Raw genomic sequence first — 20,482 nt, 5'->3', positions numbered from 1 at the left:
CCATCTAGAATCAAAATATAGAATAACAGTGCGGAGTGAGTGTTACTGCTGATAGACCAAGGTTTTTAAGGTTTGGCCGTATATGAATTTGGGGATATTAGCCGCCCAAAAAGAAGCGAAGGAGAAGGTTACCTGACAGAGTATGCATGCTAATAAATAACATCAGCGTTTGCTTACTCTATTCATCAAATTGTGTAAGACGCCACATTTTACAAAATATTGAGCAGCAACCTTGCTAATACCTCGTAAGTATACGAGCTATGCCTTTGCTTCCTTATGGGCACTAATAACAAACTGCACTGAGACTGTGCCAATAGCAGTTTGGTATTAGCTAAGTGTTCTTGGTTTGATGTTCTGTGTGCTTAGCTGTAAAGGGTAGCGATGTCTCGGGGAAAACACCGCCACCAAATCATACTTAGATGCTAATTGCTGTTTCTAGGGCAACTTTCATCATGTCGTTGAACGACTTAAGACGATCATCTGAGCTTAGTTTCTCACCGCGCTTGATGTGGTCAGATACCGTTAGAATCGTTAGTGCTTTTGCACCTAATTCAGCAGCAACACCGTAGATACCCGCCGCTTCCATATCAACACCAAGAATGCCAAGCTTTTCCATTTTAGCGAATAGCTCAGTTTCAGGGGTGTAGAACAGATCAGCCGTAAATACGTTACCAACACGTACCGGTACTTTTTGTTCACGTGCGTGATGAACCGCTGTTTCAAGAATGCCGTAATCAGCAATTGCAGCGAAATCGTGGTTGCTTAGACGGATACGGTTTACTTTCGAATCTGTCGATGCACCCATAGCAACGATAACATCCATAAGATTAACATCGTCGTGTACTGCGCCACAGCTACCGATACGGATGATGTTTTTAACACCAAAATCTTTGATCAGCTCGTGTGCGTAAATAGAGCAAGACGGGATACCCATGCCGTGGCCCATCACAGAGATACGCTTACCTTTGTAAGTACCTGTGTAGCCAAACATATTGCGCACATCACACACTTGCTTAACATCTTCTAAGAAGGTATCAGCAATCAGTTTTGCACGTAGCGGGTCGCCTGGCATTAGGACTGTTTCAGCGAAATCACCAAGTTCTGCATTAATATGTGGGGTAGCCATAGCTCACTCCTGGAATATTTGAATGTAATTAAAAGACTAGATTAAGCGAAAAAACGTTCAACAATGCTTTGATACGCCACACCGCCTAGGTAAACACCGACAATCCCCATTATTCCTGGCAGCACGGGTGGCGCTGGAAGTGGAAGCTTTATTGCCGTAAAAAATATTCCCACGATGAAACCTGCAAAGGTCGCAAGTAGAATCTCGCTCATGTGTTTACCCTCGTTGTGTGTCGCATTACAAAATACAAATGTTGACGGCTTTTTAGCTCTAATGGCCTTTTGTTTATTGCCGTTCGATATAGGGCTAGTTTAGAGAGCTAAGCACTAATGTCTCGCGATCACGATCACATTTTGCCTTACCACGAAGCGAAAAACACCTGTTGATTACCAAAGGTGTTGAAATCGGGAGCGTAATCGTTTGCTAAGTGTTCTGTCATTAAGCCGCTTTGTAGCAGAGTATCTAATTGCGTATTCCATATAGTCATGATTTTTAAGCGTTAATAACCATTGCTGTGTAATGTAATAGCAAATGTATGTGTTTTCATTGAAATGTGACTTTGTAATGGATTGCATCCTGATTAGTGATTTTATAACAGCTCATTGCATTTTCTATCATGATTTTTCGGCTTTATTTCAGCGAGTGCATCCTTGCAGCCTTATCAAGGTGGTCGCTTTATCACGCAAACGAAATTGTTGAACTGTGATCCAAGTTGCCTGCAATACTGGCACAGTGTTTCAATTGGACTAATTATTGAAGGCAGGGATACGCAAAGTTGTACCGTCACATCCCATAATTAAGAGTCAATAAGGAGTGAATGGCATGAAAAGGAATTGCATCATAGGTTTGTTAGCACTGTTACCTTTTACCGCGTCTGCGGATTTATTAGGAGTGTCTGTGGGGGCGAGTGCAGGGGCTTCGCGTATCTCATATGATGGTAATAGCGACTATGGCTATGAATACGGCATCAATGCGACTTACCATATTAATGATATTTTCAGTGTTAACGCCGGCTTTGTTCAAGGCAGCGCAGAAGTGGACTCGAAATTAGCGTCGGTAAAAAACGACATTGATTATACCTCTTTCCCAATCACGCTTCGTGGTGACTTACCTTTAGTGATAGGCTCACTTTACGCGAAAGCAGGCACAAACTATTACAATGCTGACCGAGAGCTCGCAGGCAAAAAAAATACTGAAAAAGGCTGGGGGTTCACTGGTGGGGCGGGCGTTGTTCTTACTTTTATTCCTGTTGTTGATTTAACCTTAGGCTATGAATACCGTGATATGGGAGGGATCAGCAATGATGCCTTTATCCTTTCGGTTGGCGTTGGTATTTAGTGGGGCATGTAAGTATTTAGTAAGGCGTGAGGATCGGCTTTAATCCTACATAATGACTGCAAGAATGGGTTCATTAACGTTGAAAAATTGAACCCTATTTCCATTCCTTTCGTATCTTCTCTTGTTCAGGCTATCTAACAATGCGATGTTCACTGCGTCCTGTATCTTAAACCTTAGAAAGTCATTTAGAGTGAGACGATGAAAAGTACTGATAAAACGTATGCCAAAGTCCCCCGTAGCCGCTTGTCTAGAATGAGTAAATTGGGGTCATTGGCCTCGCGTGTTGCTGGTGGCATGGTTGCCGAAGGCGTGCGTCAAATAGCGAAAGGACAAAAGCCTAAAGCCAGCGACTTGTTATTAACCCCCGCTAATGCCAAACGCGTGGCCGATCAATTGGCGCAATTACGCGGCGCTGCTATGAAAGTGGGGCAGTTGTTATCGATGGATGCGGGGGATTTACTGCCACCAGAACTAACAGATTTGCTTGCGCGATTACGATCTGATGCCAAGCCGATGCCGATTAGCCAGCTCAACCATGTACTGGAGAGTGAATGGCAGCCTGAGTGGCAAGATACATTCAACCAATTCACCTTTTACCCGATAGCCGCGGCCTCTATTGGTCAGGTGCATTCAGCCCATACTAAAGATGGACGGTATTTGGCGCTCAAGATCCAATACCCTGGGGTGAGAGAAAGTATTGAAAGTGACGTTGATAACGTAGCGACGCTGTTAAGAGTATCGGGCTTGATCCCGAAAGAAGTCGATTACCAAGGCTTGTTAGAAGAAGCCAAAAAGCAATTGCATGACGAAGCAGATTATTTATTAGAGGCTAAGCTGTTGCGCCAATACGCTAGCTTACTGGCGGACGATAGCAACTTTTTGATCCCTGATGTGTTCGATGATCTGACCACACCCAATATTTTAGCGATGAGCTTCGTTGAAGGTGAAGCAATAGAAAACTTGGTTAATGCGCCTCAAGCAGTAAGAGATCGTGTCATTGAATTAGCCTTTACCTTGCTGTTTCGGGAGATTTTTGAATTTCGATTGGTCCAAACGGATCCCAATTTTGCCAACTTTCAGTATAACCGTGATACCAAGCAATTAGTCTTATTAGATTTTGGCGCGACCCGTGTATACCCTGCATATATTAGCGAGGGCTATCAGCAGCTCATGAATGGTGCAGTTGACAATAACCGTGAGAGAATGGATGAAGCTCTCGCCAGTATCGGCTTTTTTAGTCAGCCGATTCGTGACGAGCAACGCCAAGCCGTTATTAACCTGTGTGAGCAAGCATGTGAGCCATTAATGCATCAAGGGTGCTATAACTTTGGTGATACTGATCTCGCTAAGCGGATTAAAGAAGAAGGTACGTCACTCAGTATGGACAAAGGGTATTGGCATACACCTCCTGCGGATGCGATATTTTTTCATCGTAAATTAGGCGGCTTGTATTTATTAGCAGCCAAGCTTAATGCGAAAGTCGATGTCAGCGTGCTGTTTGCACCATACCGACAAGCAAAAAAGACAAAACTGTCTTAATCGCTTGTGGCTTTTGATTAGAGCAGGGCTGCGCCAGTCGAGTGACTTGCGGATAGATACATTTCATCAATGGTATACAAGGATGTTTATGATAGAAGCAGTTCAGCGTGATGATTTATCTGCTGTTATTCATGTTATTGAGCAAGCCATTCATCAGACTCTTGCGGTTTCTAAAGATGAAGCAGATAGCTTAGTGGCTGGCTGTGTGGATGAAGGGCTAAAGAGCTTGTTAATCCCTAGCGGCTACATCTATTTGTTATACCGTCACAAACAGCGGGTTGTTGGCGTCGTTTTACTCAAACCAGATAATCGTTTGAGCTGTTTATTTGTCGATCCTGCTTATCATCGACAAGGTATTGCATCATCACTTTTACAGTCGGCACTGATACAACGTTATAAAGACGACCCTGCCGCTGTTATTCGCCTAAATGCGTCAACCTATGCTGAACCGTTTTATCTGCATCATGGCTTCCAAAAAAATGGTGAAAAGAAAGAGTTACCGGGAGGCTGTATTCCTTTCTCTGCGCCAATAGAGCAATTGATCATTAATAAATGTGATTAATATAAATCAGCTCGACCACTGATTTTGCATTGTAATTTAATAAGTTCCGTTTGAATTCTGCTAGTTTTAATGAAGGTGAGATATAACAGAATAATAAATAGGTTGTCATCTTTTAGGGAGGAAAGATGTTTTTAGACTACTTTGCACTTGGGTTATTGGTGTTTGTCGCATTAGTGTTGTTTTACGGCATTATTGTCATTCACGATATCCCTTATGAAATATCTAAAGAGCGGGATCATCCGCATCAAGATGCCATTCATTATGCGGGTTGGGTAAGCCTGTTTACCCTGCATGCGCTTTGGCCGTTTTTATGGATATGGGCTACCTTATGGCGTAAAGATCGTGGGTGGGGTTTTCAAAAAATTCAGGCTGAGCAGAACGAGCTGCATCATCAAATCAATACCTTATCAGCTCAAGTAGAGTTACTGAGCCATAAGGTGGCAACGCTTGAAGGGCAACCGAGCCAGAGCCAGTCTGATGTAAATCAATCAGGAACTAATCAAACAGGGGAGGAGAAGTAATGGACTTACTCTTAATCCTCACATACGCCGCATTGTGTGTATTTCTTTTTAAAACCTTCAATATTCCATTAAACAAATGGACAGTGCCAACGGCCGTGCTTGGTGGGGTTATCTTAATCGGTACGTTAATTCTACTGATGAACTACAACCACCCTCATACCAATCAAGGGACGCAGTTTTTTGTGAGTACCCCGATTATTCCGGGTGTGCGCGGCCGTGTGACAGAAGTACCTGTTAAAGCGAATGTCTTACTTAAAAAAGGGGATGTGTTATTTAAAATTGATCCTACGCCATACCAAGCAGAAGTGAACCGCTTAACAGCCATGTTGGCGGAAGCAGAACAAGATGTGTTGGAACTAGAGGCGGGATACAAAGCCAGCCAAGCCAGTGTTGCAAAAGCGAAAGCTGAACGAGACCGTACCTTGGCACAATTTAAACGCTATGAAAAAGGCTACAAGCGTGGCGCGTTTACAAAATCAGATGTCGATAATCGTCGTCAATTTTACTTAAGTGCTGAAGCGACCTTAGAGGCGGCCAACGCTGAAGAGCGTCGAGCAAAATTGGCGTTTGAATCTGAGATCTTGGGTGAGAACACCACCACAGCGCAAGTCCAAGCCATGCTGCGTAAAGCGGAGTTTGATTTGGATGAAACCGTGGTTTATGCGCCAACAGCAGGTTATGTGACGCAAGTGACGCTGCGCCCAGGGATGATGGCACTACCTATGCCACTGCGAACTGTGATGACCTTTGTGCATCAAGAAGAACAGTTCTTCGTGGGTGCTTTTAGGCAAAACTCGTTACTGCGTTTAAAGCCTGGTTTTAAGGCCGACATGATTTTCCGCGCGCTTCCGGGTAAAACCTTCCGAGCCGAAGTGGTGGAGGTGTTACCTGCAATCGGTGAAAGCCAAGTACAAGCGCAAGGGACATTATATAGCTCAGATATGCTAAGACGCCAAGGTCGTCCTTTGGTGAAGCTACGTATGATAGATGACATTACCCACTATGCGTTACCACAAGGGACCAATGTCGAAATCGCTGTGTACTCTGACAGTTTTGAGCATGTGTCGATTATGCGTAAAGTACTCATTCGTATGAAAAGCTGGCAGAACTACTTGTACTTAGATCACTAAAGCAACATGCAGTGAAGTGTTTTTTGCTGAATGAAAAAAGGCGGTGAAGATTATTCTTCGCCGCCTTTTTCTTGAGTCACGTTATTGCGTCGTTTGGATTAGATACGCGCTTTCACGTAATCAAGTGCACCTGTAATGGCCGCTACTTGTGCGTTATTACAATCTTGATCTGTTACGTGCTCACTGTCTGGGTAGACTTCTGTTGTGGTGCCGTAAGTACAGTCAGTGATGCCGTTACACAGGCTCAGTGCCTTCATTGGGTAGTTGATCACGCCCTCTTGCTCAATCTTTTCACCAATGATCTTGCCTTCACTGTCTGGTGGCGCGATGTGTGTCACGCGGCGAACAGAATCAATGACGGCTTTTTGGAAGTCAGCTTGTGGGTTTTCAGTGTCACCTACTGTGTAGAAGCCATCTGGCACGCTATCTTCGATGTACTCTTTACCATCACGTGCAGACAGTGCTGGGCGGAATTCTTCTTCGTCAGTGTCTGTGGTTTCGTGAAGGTCGATATGCACTAGCACATTACCTAAAGAGTCAGCTAATTGCATTAGCGCGGCTGATTCTTCTGCTGGGCTATCGGCAAAGAAAGAACGGTTTGGGTCAATCGCTAGCGGGTTCCAACGGTTAATGGTTTCGTAGCCCCAAGGGCTCACACAAGGTGCAACAACAATATTGAATGTATCGCTGTATTGCTCTGCATGTGTGTCTAAGAACTGAAGCGCGCCATGAACACCACTGGTTTCGTAGCCGTGAACACCACCAGAAATCAAAACAGTTGGCTTTGAGTCGTCCCAGTTTTTCGTTTTCAGTGAAAGCAGGGGAAAGCGTTCTACATCGTAAGACAGCGCGCCATACTGGCTCAGATCAAATCGGTCTGCGAGTGCGTTAATTTTTGTCACAACTTCTTGTTGGTAAGAGCGCTTAACCGTCACTTGTGCTCGCCATTGTGCTTTTTCTTCATCGCCCCATTTTTGGCCAGGAGTACCAATTGGGTATGTGTGCGAACTTTTCATAATATCCCTTCGTTTTTCCACTGAATGAAACTGTGCATTGAGGATAAATCACCAGCTAGTATGAAACAAGCACCTCATTTGAACTGCTTGCTGGCGATTACGTTGGGGAGATCTGTCTGTGTTACTACTACGAGCTTGGCCTAGAGAAAAGTTTAAGTGAAAATCATAATGTTTTTCATCAAACCTATTGATTGTTAGTAAATGAACACTGTATTATAGGTTTGTTGTTAAACATAATAAGAGCAGAACATGACTCAACTTAAAAAAGTTTTATTAATTGGTAGTGTATTAGCAGTAACAGCGGGTTGTTCAAGCATCGCTGAAAGTTTGGTTGAAAGTCATACCAGCCAAAATGGTACTGAAGTATTGATCGGCCAAGCAGTACCAAAAGAAGCGATGCAATGTAAATTGCTACTTAATGAAGTACGTGAATGGAAAATCACCGATCGCGCTACTCCTAACCTAGGAATGGAACGCTTAGTTAGTGAAGTATTAGAGCCAGCAGTAGAGCTAGGTGCTAATTACGTCCACCTAGATATCCCATCTGAAGTGTCAGTAATGGGTGTGCCAGTGACCATTTTAAGTGATGCACAAGCAAACTATTACGATTGTGAATCTACTCAGTTTTAATATCTGGTGTTTCAGTAAAGTAGGTGCTTGTAAAGCACAGCCATTGTTATGCAAATAGCCCTATTTACTGAAAACAAAAACGGCTTATCATCTATGTGGTAAGCCGTTTTTCATAAAATCTAGAGACTAAATTTAGCCGTTAACTTGTTGCTTCGCTTACCGCAAAATCCCCACGTGTTTTATTAGCATAAGCCACCAACGACAGCATCACGGGTACTTCAACCAATACGCCAACCACAGTTGCTAACGCAGCGCCTGAATGGATACCGAATAGGCTAATCGCTACAGCCACAGCAAGTTCAAAAAAGTTAGAAGCACCTATCATGGCGCCTGGTGCGGCGACTTTGTGTGGTTGTCCCCACTTTTTCATCCAGATGTAAGTAATCGCAAAAATCAGATAGGTTTGAATTAATAACGGCACGGCAATAAGCACAATATCCAGCGGATTATCCATGATGGTTTGTGCTTGGAATCCAAACAGTAAAATTACCGTACCCACTAAACCTACAATGGAAAATGGCTTTAAGGTCGCGCCAAGTTTATCGAGTTTAGTTTGATTATTCACAACGCGACGGGTGACAACACCTGCCACTAAAGGCACCACAACAAACAGCGATACCGATAGAATTAAAGTATCCCAAGGTACGGTTACATCTGTCACGCCAAGTAAAAAGGCAGCCAGCGGTGCGAACGCCACCACCATGATTAAATCATTAATCGACACTTGTACTAAGGTGTAGTTGGCATCGCCTTTGGTGAGCTGGCTCCAAACAAACACCATGGCAGTACAAGGCGCCACGCCCAGTAAGATCATGCCAGCAATGTATTGATCGCCAAGTTCAGGGCTGATCCACGGGCCAAAAATATAACGCATGAACAGCATCGCGAGCAGCGCCATAGAAAAAGGCTTGATCAACCAGTTAACCACCACAGTAATGATCAACCCTTTAGGACGACGATGAACATTTTTTACCGAAGTGAAATCAACCTGCATCATCATTGGGTAAATCATTAACCAAATAAGCACAGCAATAATTAAGTTGATCTGTGCGTACTGGATGTTACCTAAAGCAGTAAATAAATCAGGAAGTTGTACGCCAAGGAATAGCCCTGCAATCATGCCAAGACCCACCCAAACACTTAAAAAGCGTTCGAAAATACCCATGAGAAGCCTCGTTATTTAGTTTTTCTATCAGCAGCACAAGCCGCTGAAGGACAGATAGAAGTAGCCGTTGGTGTTGCACAGTTTTGGTTGTCTTCGTTCGCGCAGCACTCTTCGGTCATGTAACCGATCAAATCAAGCATCAAAGGAATGTCAGCGCGGTAACGTTGAAAACGACCTTCTTTCGTTACTGTTACTAACCCCGCATGGAGCATGGCTTTTAAATGAAATGACAATGAGTTTGGTGCTACATCCATCTCTGTAGCCATTTCGCCAGCAACCAACCCTTGGCTTCCTGCTTTGACTAATAGACGCCAAGCGTCCAGCCGTACACCAGAAGAAAGGGATTCAAATATATTCGTAGCTTGTTCTTTATTCATATTTCGATAATACAAGAACTATTGAAATGATCAAGCTGTGAGCAGTTGGAATCTTTGATTGTGTGTGGTTTCCAGTCCTGTTCTGGATTCTTTTCGGCCAAACTGGACTGGATTTTTTGTCTTATCTATTTGTTTTTAAATGACTTTAAAAAATCGATGAATTTGGCGAAATTCCGGTTTCCAGTTTGAGTGGTTTTTAGGTGGTTTTCGTGAGGAAAGTGCAGTTAGCGCGGTTATTGAAGAGCAAAAGCAATTCTTTGCTGATATGGCTAAAAACCTTGGTATGGACACAGATGATCCTGCTTCGAGAGAAGGTCAGTTCATTGCAATAGGTCTAGCCAACTATACCCCTACAAATGTTATTGGTCATTGTGATAAGTGCTCTGATTGCTCACCAAGGGGTGATGATTGGGTTTGGAGTTTGAAATGGCAGCAAGAAGAACGCGCAAAGCATGTCGAGTGGCTTGATAAGATAGACTTTTAAAATAAGCTAATTCGAATTTCGTTATCACAAGACTAGGCTCTGACTCATTTCTGTCCAGATGTGGGTTACGAGAATTGTAATAAGGCTGTAAACAGGCCGATATGCAGATTGAGTACAAAGTACAGTCGTTGACTGATCTCAATACAATATTATTGTATACACTGTGTAGTAATGCAAAGCCCTAGAGTTGTCTTCTACTTGAATAAAGCGGCTTAGCCATTATTCGAGCTTTCTGAGGTGGAAACCGAATCGGAGGGCGGTAGTACAATATGTTTATATTGTGCGTCGGCAGGCTGCAGTGCTTGCTCGTGCAGATCAAGGTTTATTGAGCCCCGTTAGTAAACAACTCAACCAGTCGTCTTGCCACTGGCCCTCGGCTAACATCAGATAGCCAAATCGAATCCACAGACCATTCCAAATCATGGTCGTACTCAACTTGAAACTCCAACAGCTCTCCTTTATCTAGTGCATCCTGACATTCAACTAATGGCAGGTTTGCCCAGCCTGTGCCATTAATAGCCAACGATTTTGCCATATGGAAGTTATCAACATGCAATAGGTGGTTGCTGTAGTTTTGAGTATTCACGCCAAGTCGGTTGATAGGAGCGAGTACGATTTGCTTCATGGTGCGAATTACGTTGGGCTCAATGGGGGTATCTAAAGATAGCCTTAAACGCTTTGCATAACCTGGCGACATGGTGCGAACAAAACGAAAATCAAACAGCTTGTGATTGATAATGTCCGATGGGTAATCAAAACTGCTCAAGACTAGGCCTACGTCAGCCTCTTTCTGCTCAAGCATCGCTATAACCTGTTGAGTGTTGCCACTGAGAACTTCAACATCAGTGGCGGGAAACTCTTCAGCAATCTGAGCAATGGTAAGCTCTGGAGAAAATGCATTGAGGGTACTATCGATGGCGACTTTGATTGTCGCTTCATTATCTTCCAAGCAGAGCTGTACACGTCTTTCAAAGTGCTCAACCTCATTCAAAATCGCCTTAGCAGGGGGGTAAAGGGTACTGCCATCTGCGGTTGGGGTAAGATGACTACCGTTGCGAACAAACAGAGCTAAACCTAGATCCAACTCAAGGTTGTTGACTCTTCGGCTATAGGTAGATGCATGCTTACCATACTTTTGTGCCACCACCGCAAAGCTACCAAGCTCATAAGTGTACATAAACGCCTGTAATTCACTCAAATTGAGGGTTGCTAAGCTATTTAACACGGCTTTTGTTCCTAACGATAGAATTCTACCTTGCATTTTATGCATGGCTACCAAGTTTGTCGAATAATTGGTGTGACGTAATATCAAAATCAAGAAAGCAAGGTGTTTGGTTAAATATCTCATAGAGTTACCGGCTGAGTTATATGAACCTATCGCCATTTTTATTCAATCTCGGTGGATTACATCATGAAAAAAACTATCGTAGCAGTAGCTGTTGCTCTAACAACTGCTTTTAGTGCTCAAGCAGCAACTCTTCACGCTCCAGATCAGGACTACATTGCTTCAACAGCGGCTTGGGGTATTGGCCAATCAAACTGGGATAGTGGCGCAAATAACAAACTCACTTACCAGAACGCTTACAAGTACACTTCAAACATGGAAATGGGAAAAGGTGCTTGGACTCTTGAGCTTGGCAAAGCATCTGGCTTCGATATCGATACAGTCAAAGTACACGATGTTGATGGTACTGAACTTACGCTAACAGAGATGCTACGTGACCGCCTAAACTACGAGTCAGTAGTGGTACTTAAAAATGGCAAGTTAATCACAGAGTCATACTGGAATGGCATGCACAAAGATAAACTGCATCTAATGATGTCTTCTACTAAATCTCTGGTATCTATGACCCTTCAAACGCTAGTCATGGAAGGAAAAATTGATATGGATGCGCTTGTGACTAAGTACATTCCTGAGCTAAAAGACTCTGGTTTTGGTGATGCAACGGTTCAAGAGATTGCAGACATGCGCTCTGGCGTTAAGATCGAGTTCACTCCAGGTCTTATCTGGGATGAGCGTGAAATGCATATCGTAGAGTGGAACGGCGAGAACAAGTACCCAGAACACCCAGACATGCTATCTATGCTTGAGACGCTTGGTCAGCGTGATGATGTGAAAACTGGTCAAGCGTTCGATTATCAAGGCGTAAACACGGAGGTGCTTGGTGAGCTAATTACTCGTGCTTCTGGCAAAAATGGCGTTGATGCTATAGAAGAGCGCATCTGGAAGCGTATTGGCGTTGAAAACAACGGCCGCATGATTACCAACAAAAAAGGTCTGGCGGCATTTGATGGCGGCATGAACGCAACCACTCGTGACTTCGCTATCCTAATGGATGTGTTAATGAACGAAGGTAAGAACCGTAAAGGTGAGCAGATTGTTCCTAAGTCATTCATCGATAACCTAATCGCTGGTAACGAAGAAGTGAAATCTGCTTGGCAATACGATGGCTTCTCGGCACTTATTCCAACAGCTTGGTATAAAGATCAGATCCGAGTTCTAAACTATGAAGGCCTTACTTACCTAGTATTTGTGGGTATCAATGGGCAGGTTACTATAGGTGAGCCTAAGACGGGTATTGTAATTGGCTTAAACGGCGCGCAGCCTGAAATGCAAGCAGCTCGTACCGTGGGTATGACAATGATGGAAGTGGCTCCAAAGCTTCTTAAAGCGATAGCTGCTGCTAAGTAAGTTCACTCAATCACTATACAGCCCTGCTACCCTATAGAGAGTAGGGCTTTTTGCATTAAAAATGGTAATAGGTTTTGTTGATGGTTGTAGCAATATTTGGGGCATTTCGTGTTACCCCTCGAGTTAGCAAACTTTTGGACATCAAAGCGTGAGTATGCATGCTTAAAGTTACTTGATCACTTACGTCTTTCGGCTTGATCAATATAGAGTGAAACTGTTAGGTGGAAAGTGCCATGCGTACCGCTACAAAAATTTATATTTGACCAGCCCAGCATCATAAAAAATTAGTTGATGATTGATGCCATTTCTAGATAGTTTAGTCCGTTTGGAAGTGTAACTGCATAGTGTGGAGTGGAAGGGCTGACTTACTGCACGCAGAGTCAGCCTTTAAGATTCAATCAATGATTTAATCATCTTATACAACCACAAGTGCTTTTTGCTTTTTCTATTTTTCTTATGAATATAAGCACATAATCGCAATGTTGTAAGTTCTTCAAAATTAGTCACTTTTATTGCTCTGAGCCCTTCCTCACAATGTTGTACAAAGTTTTCTAGAGTCGGAGCAATTAAGTCAGATTTCAACACAATTTCACGAATACTGATTGCTGATGTGCTTCTATGAACAACATTAATCTCTAGTCCTTTCTTAGCAACAACTTGCTCAATAAGGGAGGTATGGAAAGTAGGTACAGGTAATGCCACCGTAGAAAAAGGCGGTAATTTCTTAGTCAGAATGTACCTTCCAATTGATGCCGAGACAGTCAAAGAGCAAGCAGACAACATGTACAAAGTAACTGGTAAGCAATAGAGTTCTCAATCAATTGAGCTAGTATTCCTAGTTAAAAGGTGTGCTAACGAAGATGCGTAACACACCTTTGCTTCATTTCTTGCTAGAAATGCCAATTCTCCGATTTTAACTTACTGAATAATTTTCAGTCCATTCGGGTAATAAAGGTTTGCTCGTCATCCACAAAAGCTACAAAGCCGCCGTGATAGATAAACACCCGACCACGTCCCTCAACTAAGCAGGCAAGCTGTGGGTTCAAATCTTCTTCGTTACTCTGGCTTTGAAAAGTGCCAGTATCGGTGATTACGCCGCTGAGTGTAGGCAAATATCCATAAGTGCGCTTTGCTTGATCAATCAGATTCAATTCGCTGGCGGTGGAGAAGCACGAGGGGATCGCACCGGCTTCTTCGATAAATATAGTTTTCAGTTCTTCAAAAGCTGTAATCACCAGCCAGTCGATGCCGTTAACATGATGGATAAACATAGAGTTTCTCGGTAATTCTGATGTGGATATTTTACCACTATCAGGGGAGAACGTAGTAGAGATTAAGTTGTTAAATGCGGTAATTCTGTGCTATTTCGAACATTCACTAGGCCAACTTGAAACACGATTTTGTCCAGATGTGGGTTTGCATTTTTTAAGGGGGAATATACGTATCTCCTCTTTCCTTTGCTTATCAGGTGTGGCGATATGATGCTGGCAAGCGGGTTTAGCGCGAATTATGTGTAAAGGTTGCGTAGGAAATGGCTGTTATGGCTATAAATCGAGTTGAAACTGATGATGTTATAATTTCAAAATTAATAGTAGCAGCTCGCATAGAGCGTTGAGCACGATGACGGATGAATTCCATATGAATATAATACCTTATTAATTATATTCATATGGCACCCGATATGGATCAGAAAAAGAAAAAACCAAAAGTAACTCTTGTTCAACTGAGAAAGATTTGGCCAAACGATTCAGTTGTTAGTGACTCATTTTTAAAGGAAGTAGCTGCGGAACTTACAGCCAGTCTAATTATAGGAAAAATTGATAATGAACTTAGACTTGCGCATTTTCTTGCTCAGGTTAAGCAGGAAGTTGGATACAGTTTTAGATTAGAGGAAGACTTAACGTATAGAGAGAAGGCCCTAACCTCTTTGTTTTCTTACTATAGGAAAAATCCTGAGCTAGCAAAAGAACATGCTTATGACCCTGTAAATAAAAAGAAGGCAAACACAACAGCTATCGCGAATCATGCGTATGCTAATAGAAATGGAAATGGCAGTATTGAGTCTGGTCATGGTTGGAAGTACCGTGGCCGAGGTATGATTCAGCTTACAGGGAAAGCTAATTACAGCTCTATTCAAGCAAAGCATAATAACTTATGGTCAGAGAGCAAGGACTTTGTTGCACAGCCTGATTTACTATTAACAGCTAAATATTCGGTACGCTCAGCTTTAGTTTTTTGGATGAAGCATGATTTATACATAAAAGCAGATAAAGGTAGTACTAAGAGTGTAACGGACTCAATAACAGCTATTGTAAATAAAAATACGTCTAGTTATGGTAAAAGGCATGAGCATCTTAAGTCTATTATCACTAAAAAGGTGTTTAACGATGTGTTCTAAACTATTCAAACTCTTTGCTTGTTTAACGATCCTTACAAGTTGTAATGCTTACTCGAATGGCTTTACACTGAAAGTTTATTCTGATAACCAATACATATTAAAACAATCGAGTCATATTGGTAATGATGTAATTATAGATATGCAAGGAGGGAATGAGTTATTGCTTGTTGGAGAGTATAATGTAACTTGTAAGGGAGATAATTACATAGTGCCTCTTGTTAAAGGGGATATTGATAATGCTGAATCTAATGCTGAATATTATGAGTATGTTGTATTTAGTTCTATCGGTGGTAAATTTACCCCTTTAAAGACGATTAGCTCATTTAATGTTATAAGCCGAGACTCTGGTGAGTTGGTAGAGAGTCATGTTTTAAACCCTAAGGCCGCAGATTTTTTGGATACACTTTGCACATACATAGTTAATAAAACTAATTATGAATACCCTGTTCAAGTCATTGGTAAAACCGAGACTAACTAATGTCTGTGGCATAGCCATAAAATGGCTGTTACCTGCGATCATTTAAGTTATGTGCAGTATCTTGTACAAGTCTGACTGTTGGGTTAGACTTGTGCAATAACGTGTACAACTTAAATTGAGGTTAATTATGCGTATTGTTTCTTTTACTGAAGCAAGGAATGGCCTGAAATCAGTGCTAGATGGTGTCGTTAACGATGCAGATTGCACTGTTATCACTCGTCGAGACTCAGAAGATGCAGTTGTTATGTCAATAGATTACTACAACAGTCTTATGGAAACCGTTCATTTACTTAAATCACCAGCAAATGCTGCTCACTTAAATAAATCAATTGAGCAGTTTAAAGCGGGTAAGGTAACAGAACGAGATATCATCGATGAGTAGAATGTTAGCTTGGACTGATGCCGCTTGGGATGACTACTTATACTGGCAAAGTCAGGATAAGAAAACGCTCAAGCGCATTAATAAATTAATCGTAGATACAAAACGTTCACCTTTTGAAGGGATTGGTAAACCTGAAGCTTTGAAAGAAAATTTAGCTGGTTTCTGGTCACGTCGTATAGACGAAGCAAATCGCCTTGTTTATGCAGTCGACGAAATTCACATTACCATCATTTCTTGTCGCTACCACTATCAATTTTAATACTTTCGAATTTTATCTTCTTATGTAAATGACATAATAGTAAATACAGTAAAGGTTTGTGTCCGTCGATTATCTTTATAGTCACTGTTTTTTAGTTGGAAAAGTTGAGTGATATATACTATTGCATTCGTTTATATATAAGGCTTAGCAAAGCTGCAATAAAATAAATATTTTCTGTAATGTCAAAATATCAAGATGTTGAAATTAAAATTACAAACCAGCTAGAGAGTTAATCTATGTTTAGGTTGGTCGTATTATTAGTTACATTAGCTGCATTGCCAGTTTTTAGTTCCCCAGAGAGAGAGACATTAACGTTAGACTGGATGATGGTAAATCATTCTGAAATTGAGTTAATTTTAGGAAAAAAAGAAAAAGTTTCAGTGATACCAATAATTAATACATTGGTCGATATTTGGTCGAAACGCGATGGTGGTATATCCGGAGAGGTGTCACCACTAATTGTTAATGCTTTAACGACCAACACTGAATATACATTAAGTATGATGTCAGCTTATCCTAATTCTTTTCAGGATTGGCTAGAAGAATTAGATGGTATTGTTTTTACCGACTTAACTGGTTTGGAATCTGAACATCTTAACAAAGAAAAGGATAACCTTGTTCAGGCACTAAAAAATTACACTAAGAATGGCAATTCAGACTTAGGTGTATTTGCACAGAGGCTTATTAAGCGCCTAGAGTCGATATCTATTCAGGTTGTTGATTAATTGTCTGTCAAAAGCTAACAAACCCTCCCGTTTTAACTCGGGTCTACGTAACTTAAAATGCAGCCCAGCTTGATGAATACAAGTTGATGAATACAAGCCAGGCTGTATGCGACCCTAGTTATCTTAGAAGTGACTTGCTAAAGGTCAAGGTAAAGGGACTAGGTCCTTGATTAGCTTACTCGCTTGTGTTCAAGGTGTAACATGGCTTCTAATACGCTACCTGCAATTGCACGTGCTTTATCTGATACCGTCGTGTAATCGGCTTCCGCACCTCTAGGGTCAATATCACCAATCTTAAAGCCTTCTCGAACGGTTAGGCCATCGTTTAATAGTCCGCGTACCATTCCGCTTAGTGGCGCGATAACAGGGCTGTCACCGATATGGGCAATGACATCACCTTCTTCAACCAGATCGCCAAGTTTGACGTGGTTATGCATGACACCTGCACATGGGGACCTAAGTACGCGTTGATGGGTATAGCCAGCAATATTGCCAGGAACACCAGTATTTGGCTGGGTTGAACCGTGGTAAATCACGCGGCCTAAATGATGGCCTCGATTGGTTTCAATAACGGCATCACAATCTTTACCTGCGGTAAAACCCGGGCCTAAGGCGATGGTAATTGGCGCCATGTCTTTTTGAGTACCGAGATTGTGCTTGGCAAGGATAGCATCAACCAAGAATGTGGGTTTTAGTGTCTCTGCCGAGCTGCAATCTTCATCAATCACGACTGGAATTTGGTTGCGGTCAATGATATCGAACACTTTGTCTTTGTTATTGGCTTTGCAGGCTGTGATCCCTTCTACTTCAATCGGTTTGCCATATAAGCACTGCCCGAACGATACGCCGCAGCGGATCATGGTGGGTTTGGCTATATCTGTCATCACGACTTTGTAGCCAGCATTGAATAAGCGAACAGCAACACCGGTTGATATGTCTCCTGCACCGCGCAGTAAGACCAATTTATTGCGGTTAAGGCGGGTGTCGTCTTTCATTTGGCCGCCTGCTGACTCATGTTTCACCTTGAGGATTTCCGCCATAATGCTGATGGCGATCTCCTCTGGTGTTTCAGCGCCGATATTGAAACCGATAGGGGAGTGGATATTTTTGATCCTATCTTCATCGACACCACTCTGGCGCAGGTGAGTAAAAAGTGCCTGTACTTTTCGGCGACTCGCCATTAGGCCGGTATAGCGGGTTTCACAGTCGACGACTTTGGATATAGCATCTTGATCTTGGTGATTCGTTGCTATGACGACATAGCTGTCTTTGTTGATATTGAGTTGCTCGATAGCCAGCTCCATGGTATCGCCGAGTAGACGTTTGGTGCCGATTGGAAAATGCGCTTCGTCGAGACTGTCGGCATAGGCATCGGCGACTGAAATATCGAAACCCAGTACGTGGGCAGCTTGAGCAACGGCACGGTTGACATGCCCAGCGCCAATAAGAATCAAGCTAGGGCATAAACCATAAACGTCGATAAACACTGTCATCGCGCCACCGCAATCCATCCCCATCGCATCAGGACCATTGCGGGTCATACGTCCTTTTACAACGCGTGGCTTTCTCTCTTGTAGCGCTTCCAAGGCTTGTTCAATCACATATCGCTCAATCATCCCACCGCCAACGGTGCCTGTGATAGTGCCATCAGCCTTGATGATCATCTGGCCTGAATGGCGTGGTGCCGAGCCGCGGGTTTCTATTATATTGGCAAGTGCAAATGGCACATTCTCTTGTTCTAGTTGGGCTGCCTTGGCAAATATATTCATTATTTATGACCTCTGTACTGACGAAGTCAGGTAGCTGCTATGATTCAGTGGCATGACTCAGTGGCATTAGCTACTTGTTCCTTCAAAATGACTTTTTTGATTGGTGTTTCCGCTTGCATTTCCGTTAGCCAAACTGCGGTGAGTTGTGGGCTGTTTGCCAGCACTTCTTCTGCTATCTTGCTCATTGTTTGCGCATCATTGGCTAGGTCCATTTTGTTTATCAACCAGATCTTTTTTGCTGTTTTTGGGGTTGATTTAAAGAGCCCTTGCGGATGAGATATCAACGATTGCAATACTTGAACATCAATCACATCACCTGGTTGGCACTTGGTCATCGCTGAAAAATCTGGCCAACGGTGGATGTGACAGGGATCTGCCTTGCGGTTGATGGCTTCTGCGCCAGTGACACCAATCACCATGTTTGAATAACTTGGAATGCAAGGTTCATTCCTATTAGGTGCTTTTATTGGTAGAGATCGCGAACCATCGCCTTCAATAATAAAAACAGTGAAGGGACCATCGTTTTCGAACATTTTTATCTCTTTTTCAGATAGGCCTAATACTTTTTGTTTGGGTGTTTTTAAATGATCCGTTATCAATGATTTGTAGATAAAAGTGATTGTAGGATCACAAATACAAAATGCGTTTTGTGCTGAAGAATGATGCTTGCTATCTATTTTATCGTCTTTTTTGCAATTTATAGCCTCTAGAGGAATAATATAATCAGCTTGTTCTTGAGTAGGTAAATACATTTTGGTTGTTGTTGTTACACATACCGAACAGCCCCATTGCTTGAACTTTTTTGCTAACCAAAATGCCGCCGATGTTTTTCCACCACCGCCGACTAGAGTAATAAATAAAGGGGTGTCTTTAGATGTTAAAGTGTATTTATATAACTCAGACAAGATAAATTCATTTGGATTGTTTTCAATTAATCGAGTCTTCATCTGATAAACCATAAATGTTATTTAATGAGTGTTTTTATTATGGATAAAAAATTAACTCCCAAGCATGTAGACTGTGTGATACCTGCGGCAGGTTTATCATCAAGAATGGGAAGTTGGAAACTCATGCTACCTTATCAGCAGCATACAATCCTTGATGCAAGTATCGAAAATGCGCTCTCATTTTGTAGCAGAGTGATTTTGGTTGTGGGCCATAGGTGGTTAGAACTTGTTGAAAAATATAAGGATAATGAAAGAGTGCTATTGGTGCGTAATGAGAGTTACAAACAGGGCATGTTTAGCTCTATCCAACAGGGACTCAAGCATGTAGAGAGTGATTACTTTTTTATTACCCATGGTGATATGCCTTGTATCCCCTCACATATATTCCACGATTTATGGTTAGCACGAGGCGGATGTACTGTGTTTCCTGGCAGTGCCATACGACCGGGCCATCCTGTGCTGATCCCTCATCGCTTAAAAAACACCGTGATTAATGCCGATATAAAATCATCAATGAAAGAAATTCTTTTCCGTGAACAAGTTAAATATCTAGAACTGGATGTAGAAGAAATACATTTAGATGTGGATACGCCACAAGCTTATAAATATTTGTGTGAAATGTCACATTAGCACTATCAATTTGATAGTTTATTCTGGTGTTATTATTAATGTGATAGATATAGCATGTTTATATCACATTTTGTTTTTCTTTTTTATCGGGTTTGTTTTTTTATTGCGACGTAATACCTATCAGTATGATTAATATCAAACTGATAGCTTTTTTATTAATATGATAGCCTTTTTGTTTAATTAATAATCATCCTCATTTGTGGGGTGTGTTTATTGATGGTTTCTTGTTGTAGATAAATTCGTTTTTTTTCCTCTAGTTATCAAACCCGTTGAATTTTCGACTTCGCTCACGAAATTAATTAATAAATTACTAG

General features: G+C 42.1%; 24 protein-coding genes. 14 read left to right on the top strand and 10 right to left on the bottom strand.

What is annotated here, in order from left to right; all coding sequences use genetic code 11:
- Window positions 1–415: 415 nt before the first annotated feature.
- Window positions 416–1,126 (bottom strand): purine-nucleoside phosphorylase, encoded by a 711-nt coding sequence (deoD, locus tag L4C35_RS15685; RefSeq protein WP_062691591.1) that lies wholly within the window; start codon window positions 1,124–1,126, stop codon window positions 416–418.
- 41 nt (window positions 1,127–1,167) lie between these two features.
- Window positions 1,168–1,338, bottom strand: a complete 171-nt coding sequence (locus L4C35_RS15680; protein ID WP_428463776.1) for a XapX domain-containing protein — start codon at window positions 1,336–1,338, stop codon at window positions 1,168–1,170.
- Window positions 1,339–1,948: 610 nt separating this feature from the next.
- Between L4C35_RS15680 and L4C35_RS15675 the strand changes: the two genes are divergently transcribed.
- From L4C35_RS15675 to L4C35_RS15655, 5 genes are all read left to right on the top strand, one after another.
- Entirely contained in the window at window positions 1,949–2,464 is a 516-nt protein-coding gene (locus tag L4C35_RS15675; RefSeq protein ID WP_428463775.1) for a porin family protein, read from the top strand.
- A 198-nt stretch (window positions 2,465–2,662) separates the two neighbouring features.
- Entirely contained in the window at window positions 2,663–4,003 is a 1,341-nt protein-coding gene (locus L4C35_RS15670; protein WP_428463774.1) for an ABC1 kinase family protein, read from the top strand.
- A gap of 88 nt (window positions 4,004–4,091) precedes the next feature.
- On the top strand, window positions 4,092–4,565 hold the full coding sequence (locus L4C35_RS15665) for a GNAT family N-acetyltransferase (RefSeq protein WP_428463773.1): 474 nt from the start codon (window positions 4,092–4,094) through the stop codon (window positions 4,563–4,565).
- 125 nt (window positions 4,566–4,690) lie between these two features.
- Window positions 4,691–5,086 carry a DUF3302 domain-containing protein gene (locus L4C35_RS15660; protein WP_428463772.1) on the top strand — a complete coding sequence of 132 codons (396 nt, stop codon included), beginning with the start codon at window positions 4,691–4,693 and terminating at the stop codon, window positions 5,084–5,086.
- Window positions 5,086–6,216: an HlyD family secretion protein gene (locus L4C35_RS15655; protein WP_428463771.1), complete on the top strand. Its 1,131-nt coding sequence runs from the start codon at window positions 5,086–5,088 to the stop codon at window positions 6,214–6,216. The genes L4C35_RS15660 and L4C35_RS15655 overlap by 1 nt, the downstream gene beginning before the upstream one ends.
- 98 nt (window positions 6,217–6,314) lie before the next feature.
- Here the strand turns inward: L4C35_RS15655 and L4C35_RS15650 are convergent, their stop codons facing one another.
- The gene (locus tag L4C35_RS15650; RefSeq protein WP_428463770.1) at window positions 6,315–7,232 is read right to left on the bottom strand and encodes a M14 family metallopeptidase; all 918 of its coding nucleotides are present in this window, start codon (window positions 7,230–7,232) and stop codon (window positions 6,315–6,317) included.
- Between the two features lie 249 nt (window positions 7,233–7,481).
- Here L4C35_RS15650 and L4C35_RS15645 point away from each other — a divergent pair, with 249 nt between their 5' ends.
- Window positions 7,482–7,862 carry a hypothetical protein gene (locus tag L4C35_RS15645; RefSeq protein WP_428463769.1) on the top strand — a complete coding sequence of 127 codons (381 nt, stop codon included), beginning with the start codon at window positions 7,482–7,484 and terminating at the stop codon, window positions 7,860–7,862.
- 139 nt (window positions 7,863–8,001) lie between these two features.
- Here the strand turns inward: L4C35_RS15645 and arsB are convergent, their stop codons facing one another.
- Window positions 8,002–9,027 carry an ACR3 family arsenite efflux transporter gene (gene arsB / locus L4C35_RS15640; protein WP_428463768.1) on the bottom strand — a complete coding sequence of 342 codons (1,026 nt, stop codon included), beginning with the start codon at window positions 9,025–9,027 and terminating at the stop codon, window positions 8,002–8,004.
- Window positions 9,028–9,038: 11 nt separating this feature from the next.
- Window positions 9,039–9,404, bottom strand: coding sequence for an ArsR/SmtB family transcription factor (locus L4C35_RS15635; protein ID WP_428463767.1), 366 nt, complete (start codon window positions 9,402–9,404; stop codon window positions 9,039–9,041).
- Between the two features lie 265 nt (window positions 9,405–9,669).
- On the opposite strand from L4C35_RS15635, the gene L4C35_RS15630 reads away from it, so the two are divergent.
- Window positions 9,670–9,888, top strand: coding sequence for a hypothetical protein (locus L4C35_RS15630; protein WP_428463766.1), 219 nt, complete (start codon window positions 9,670–9,672; stop codon window positions 9,886–9,888).
- 322 nt (window positions 9,889–10,210) lie between these two features.
- On the opposite strand, the gene L4C35_RS15625 is transcribed toward L4C35_RS15630, so the two are convergent.
- Window positions 10,211–11,236, bottom strand: coding sequence for a LysR family transcriptional regulator (locus L4C35_RS15625; protein WP_428463765.1), 1,026 nt, complete (start codon window positions 11,234–11,236; stop codon window positions 10,211–10,213).
- A 63-nt stretch (window positions 11,237–11,299) separates the two neighbouring features.
- Here L4C35_RS15625 and L4C35_RS15620 point away from each other — a divergent pair, with 63 nt between their 5' ends.
- Window positions 11,300–12,580 carry a serine hydrolase domain-containing protein gene (locus tag L4C35_RS15620; protein WP_428463764.1) on the top strand — a complete coding sequence of 427 codons (1,281 nt, stop codon included), beginning with the start codon at window positions 11,300–11,302 and terminating at the stop codon, window positions 12,578–12,580.
- A 387-nt stretch (window positions 12,581–12,967) separates the two neighbouring features.
- Here the strand turns inward: L4C35_RS15620 and L4C35_RS15615 are convergent, their stop codons facing one another.
- A complete protein-coding gene (locus L4C35_RS15615; protein ID WP_428463763.1) occupies window positions 12,968–13,363 on the bottom strand; it encodes a type 2 periplasmic-binding domain-containing protein in 396 nt (131 codons plus the stop codon).
- Between the two features lie 149 nt (window positions 13,364–13,512).
- Window positions 13,513–13,851 (bottom strand): cytosolic protein, encoded by a 339-nt coding sequence (locus L4C35_RS15610; protein ID WP_428463762.1) that lies wholly within the window; start codon window positions 13,849–13,851, stop codon window positions 13,513–13,515.
- Between the two features lie 410 nt (window positions 13,852–14,261).
- Between L4C35_RS15610 and L4C35_RS15605 the strand changes: the two genes are divergently transcribed.
- The 5 genes from L4C35_RS15605 to L4C35_RS15585 all read left to right on the top strand — a co-directional run bounded on the left by L4C35_RS15605 (window position 14,262) and on the right by L4C35_RS15585 (window position 16,822).
- Complete coding sequence (locus L4C35_RS15605; RefSeq protein ID WP_428463761.1) at window positions 14,262–14,978, top strand: glycoside hydrolase family 19 protein; 717 nt, start codon at window positions 14,262–14,264, stop codon at window positions 14,976–14,978.
- Window positions 14,968–15,456, top strand: a complete 489-nt coding sequence (locus L4C35_RS15600) for a hypothetical protein (protein ID WP_428463760.1) — start codon at window positions 14,968–14,970, stop codon at window positions 15,454–15,456. Before L4C35_RS15605 ends, L4C35_RS15600 begins: the two co-directional genes overlap by 11 nt.
- 127 nt (window positions 15,457–15,583) lie before the next feature.
- Window positions 15,584–15,838 (top strand): type II toxin-antitoxin system Phd/YefM family antitoxin, encoded by a 255-nt coding sequence (locus L4C35_RS15595; protein WP_428463759.1) that lies wholly within the window; start codon window positions 15,584–15,586, stop codon window positions 15,836–15,838.
- Window positions 15,831–16,097, top strand: coding sequence for a Txe/YoeB family addiction module toxin (locus tag L4C35_RS15590; protein WP_489685848.1), 267 nt, complete (start codon window positions 15,831–15,833; stop codon window positions 16,095–16,097). Before L4C35_RS15595 ends, L4C35_RS15590 begins: the two co-directional genes overlap by 8 nt.
- Before the next feature lie 236 nt (window positions 16,098–16,333).
- Window positions 16,334–16,822 carry a hypothetical protein gene (locus tag L4C35_RS15585; protein WP_428463758.1) on the top strand — a complete coding sequence of 163 codons (489 nt, stop codon included), beginning with the start codon at window positions 16,334–16,336 and terminating at the stop codon, window positions 16,820–16,822.
- Window positions 16,823–16,992: 170 nt separating this feature from the next.
- Here the strand turns inward: L4C35_RS15585 and yqeB are convergent, their stop codons facing one another.
- On the bottom strand, window positions 16,993–18,591 hold the full coding sequence (gene yqeB / locus L4C35_RS15580) for a selenium-dependent molybdenum cofactor biosynthesis protein YqeB (protein ID WP_428463757.1): 1,599 nt from the start codon (window positions 18,589–18,591) through the stop codon (window positions 16,993–16,995).
- Window positions 18,592–18,635: 44 nt separating this feature from the next.
- Window positions 18,636–19,550, bottom strand: a complete 915-nt coding sequence (yqeC, locus tag L4C35_RS15575; RefSeq protein ID WP_428463756.1) for a selenium cofactor biosynthesis protein YqeC — start codon at window positions 19,548–19,550, stop codon at window positions 18,636–18,638.
- 27 nt (window positions 19,551–19,577) lie between these two features.
- Between yqeC and mocA the strand changes: the two genes are divergently transcribed.
- Complete coding sequence (gene mocA / locus L4C35_RS15570; protein WP_428463755.1) at window positions 19,578–20,168, top strand: molybdenum cofactor cytidylyltransferase; 591 nt, start codon at window positions 19,578–19,580, stop codon at window positions 20,166–20,168.
- Window positions 20,169–20,482 lie beyond the last annotated feature (314 nt).

The sequence above is a fragment of the Photobacterium kagoshimensis genome (genome assembly GCF_050337045.1).
Taxonomy (GTDB): Bacteria; Pseudomonadota; Gammaproteobacteria; order Enterobacterales; family Vibrionaceae; genus Photobacterium; species Photobacterium kagoshimensis.
Note: the sequence above shows the minus strand (reverse complement) of the source record. Positions and strands in the feature narration are given on the sequence as shown.

Excerpts from the sequence above, each read along its gene's own strand:
- deoD (WP_062691591.1), bottom strand. The coding sequence starts at position 1,126 with ATGGCTACCCCACATATTAATGCAGAACTTGGTGATTTCGCTGAAACA.
- L4C35_RS15680 (WP_428463776.1), bottom strand. The coding sequence starts at position 1,338 with ATGAGCGAGATTCTACTTGCGACCTTTGCAGGTTTCATCGTGGGAATA.
- L4C35_RS15675 (WP_428463775.1), top strand. The coding sequence starts at position 1,949 with ATGAAAAGGAATTGCATCATAGGTTTGTTAGCACTGTTACCTTTTACC.
- L4C35_RS15670 (WP_428463774.1), top strand. The coding sequence starts at position 2,663 with ATGAAAAGTACTGATAAAACGTATGCCAAAGTCCCCCGTAGCCGCTTG.
- L4C35_RS15665 (WP_428463773.1), top strand. The coding sequence starts at position 4,092 with ATGATAGAAGCAGTTCAGCGTGATGATTTATCTGCTGTTATTCATGTT.
- L4C35_RS15660 (WP_428463772.1), top strand. The coding sequence starts at position 4,691 with ATGTTTTTAGACTACTTTGCACTTGGGTTATTGGTGTTTGTCGCATTA.
- L4C35_RS15655 (WP_428463771.1), top strand. The coding sequence starts at position 5,086 with ATGGACTTACTCTTAATCCTCACATACGCCGCATTGTGTGTATTTCTT.
- L4C35_RS15650 (WP_428463770.1), bottom strand. The coding sequence starts at position 7,232 with ATGAAAAGTTCGCACACATACCCAATTGGTACTCCTGGCCAAAAATGG.
- L4C35_RS15645 (WP_428463769.1), top strand. The coding sequence starts at position 7,482 with ATGACTCAACTTAAAAAAGTTTTATTAATTGGTAGTGTATTAGCAGTA.
- arsB (WP_428463768.1), bottom strand. The coding sequence starts at position 9,027 with ATGGGTATTTTCGAACGCTTTTTAAGTGTTTGGGTGGGTCTTGGCATG.
- L4C35_RS15635 (WP_428463767.1), bottom strand. The coding sequence starts at position 9,404 with ATGAATAAAGAACAAGCTACGAATATATTTGAATCCCTTTCTTCTGGT.
- L4C35_RS15630 (WP_428463766.1), top strand. The coding sequence starts at position 9,670 with ATGGCTAAAAACCTTGGTATGGACACAGATGATCCTGCTTCGAGAGAA.
- L4C35_RS15625 (WP_428463765.1), bottom strand. The coding sequence starts at position 11,236 with ATGAGATATTTAACCAAACACCTTGCTTTCTTGATTTTGATATTACGT.
- L4C35_RS15620 (WP_428463764.1), top strand. The coding sequence starts at position 11,300 with ATGAAAAAAACTATCGTAGCAGTAGCTGTTGCTCTAACAACTGCTTTT.
- L4C35_RS15615 (WP_428463763.1), bottom strand. The coding sequence starts at position 13,363 with ATGTTGTCTGCTTGCTCTTTGACTGTCTCGGCATCAATTGGAAGGTAC.
- L4C35_RS15610 (WP_428463762.1), bottom strand. The coding sequence starts at position 13,851 with ATGTTTATCCATCATGTTAACGGCATCGACTGGCTGGTGATTACAGCT.
- L4C35_RS15605 (WP_428463761.1), top strand. The coding sequence starts at position 14,262 with ATGGATCAGAAAAAGAAAAAACCAAAAGTAACTCTTGTTCAACTGAGA.
- L4C35_RS15600 (WP_428463760.1), top strand. The coding sequence starts at position 14,968 with ATGTGTTCTAAACTATTCAAACTCTTTGCTTGTTTAACGATCCTTACA.
- L4C35_RS15595 (WP_428463759.1), top strand. The coding sequence starts at position 15,584 with ATGCGTATTGTTTCTTTTACTGAAGCAAGGAATGGCCTGAAATCAGTG.
- L4C35_RS15590 (WP_489685848.1), top strand. The coding sequence starts at position 15,831 with ATGAGTAGAATGTTAGCTTGGACTGATGCCGCTTGGGATGACTACTTA.
- L4C35_RS15585 (WP_428463758.1), top strand. The coding sequence starts at position 16,334 with ATGTTTAGGTTGGTCGTATTATTAGTTACATTAGCTGCATTGCCAGTT.
- yqeB (WP_428463757.1), bottom strand. The coding sequence starts at position 18,591 with ATGAATATATTTGCCAAGGCAGCCCAACTAGAACAAGAGAATGTGCCA.
- yqeC (WP_428463756.1), bottom strand. The coding sequence starts at position 19,550 with ATGGTTTATCAGATGAAGACTCGATTAATTGAAAACAATCCAAATGAA.
- mocA (WP_428463755.1), top strand. The coding sequence starts at position 19,578 with ATGGATAAAAAATTAACTCCCAAGCATGTAGACTGTGTGATACCTGCG.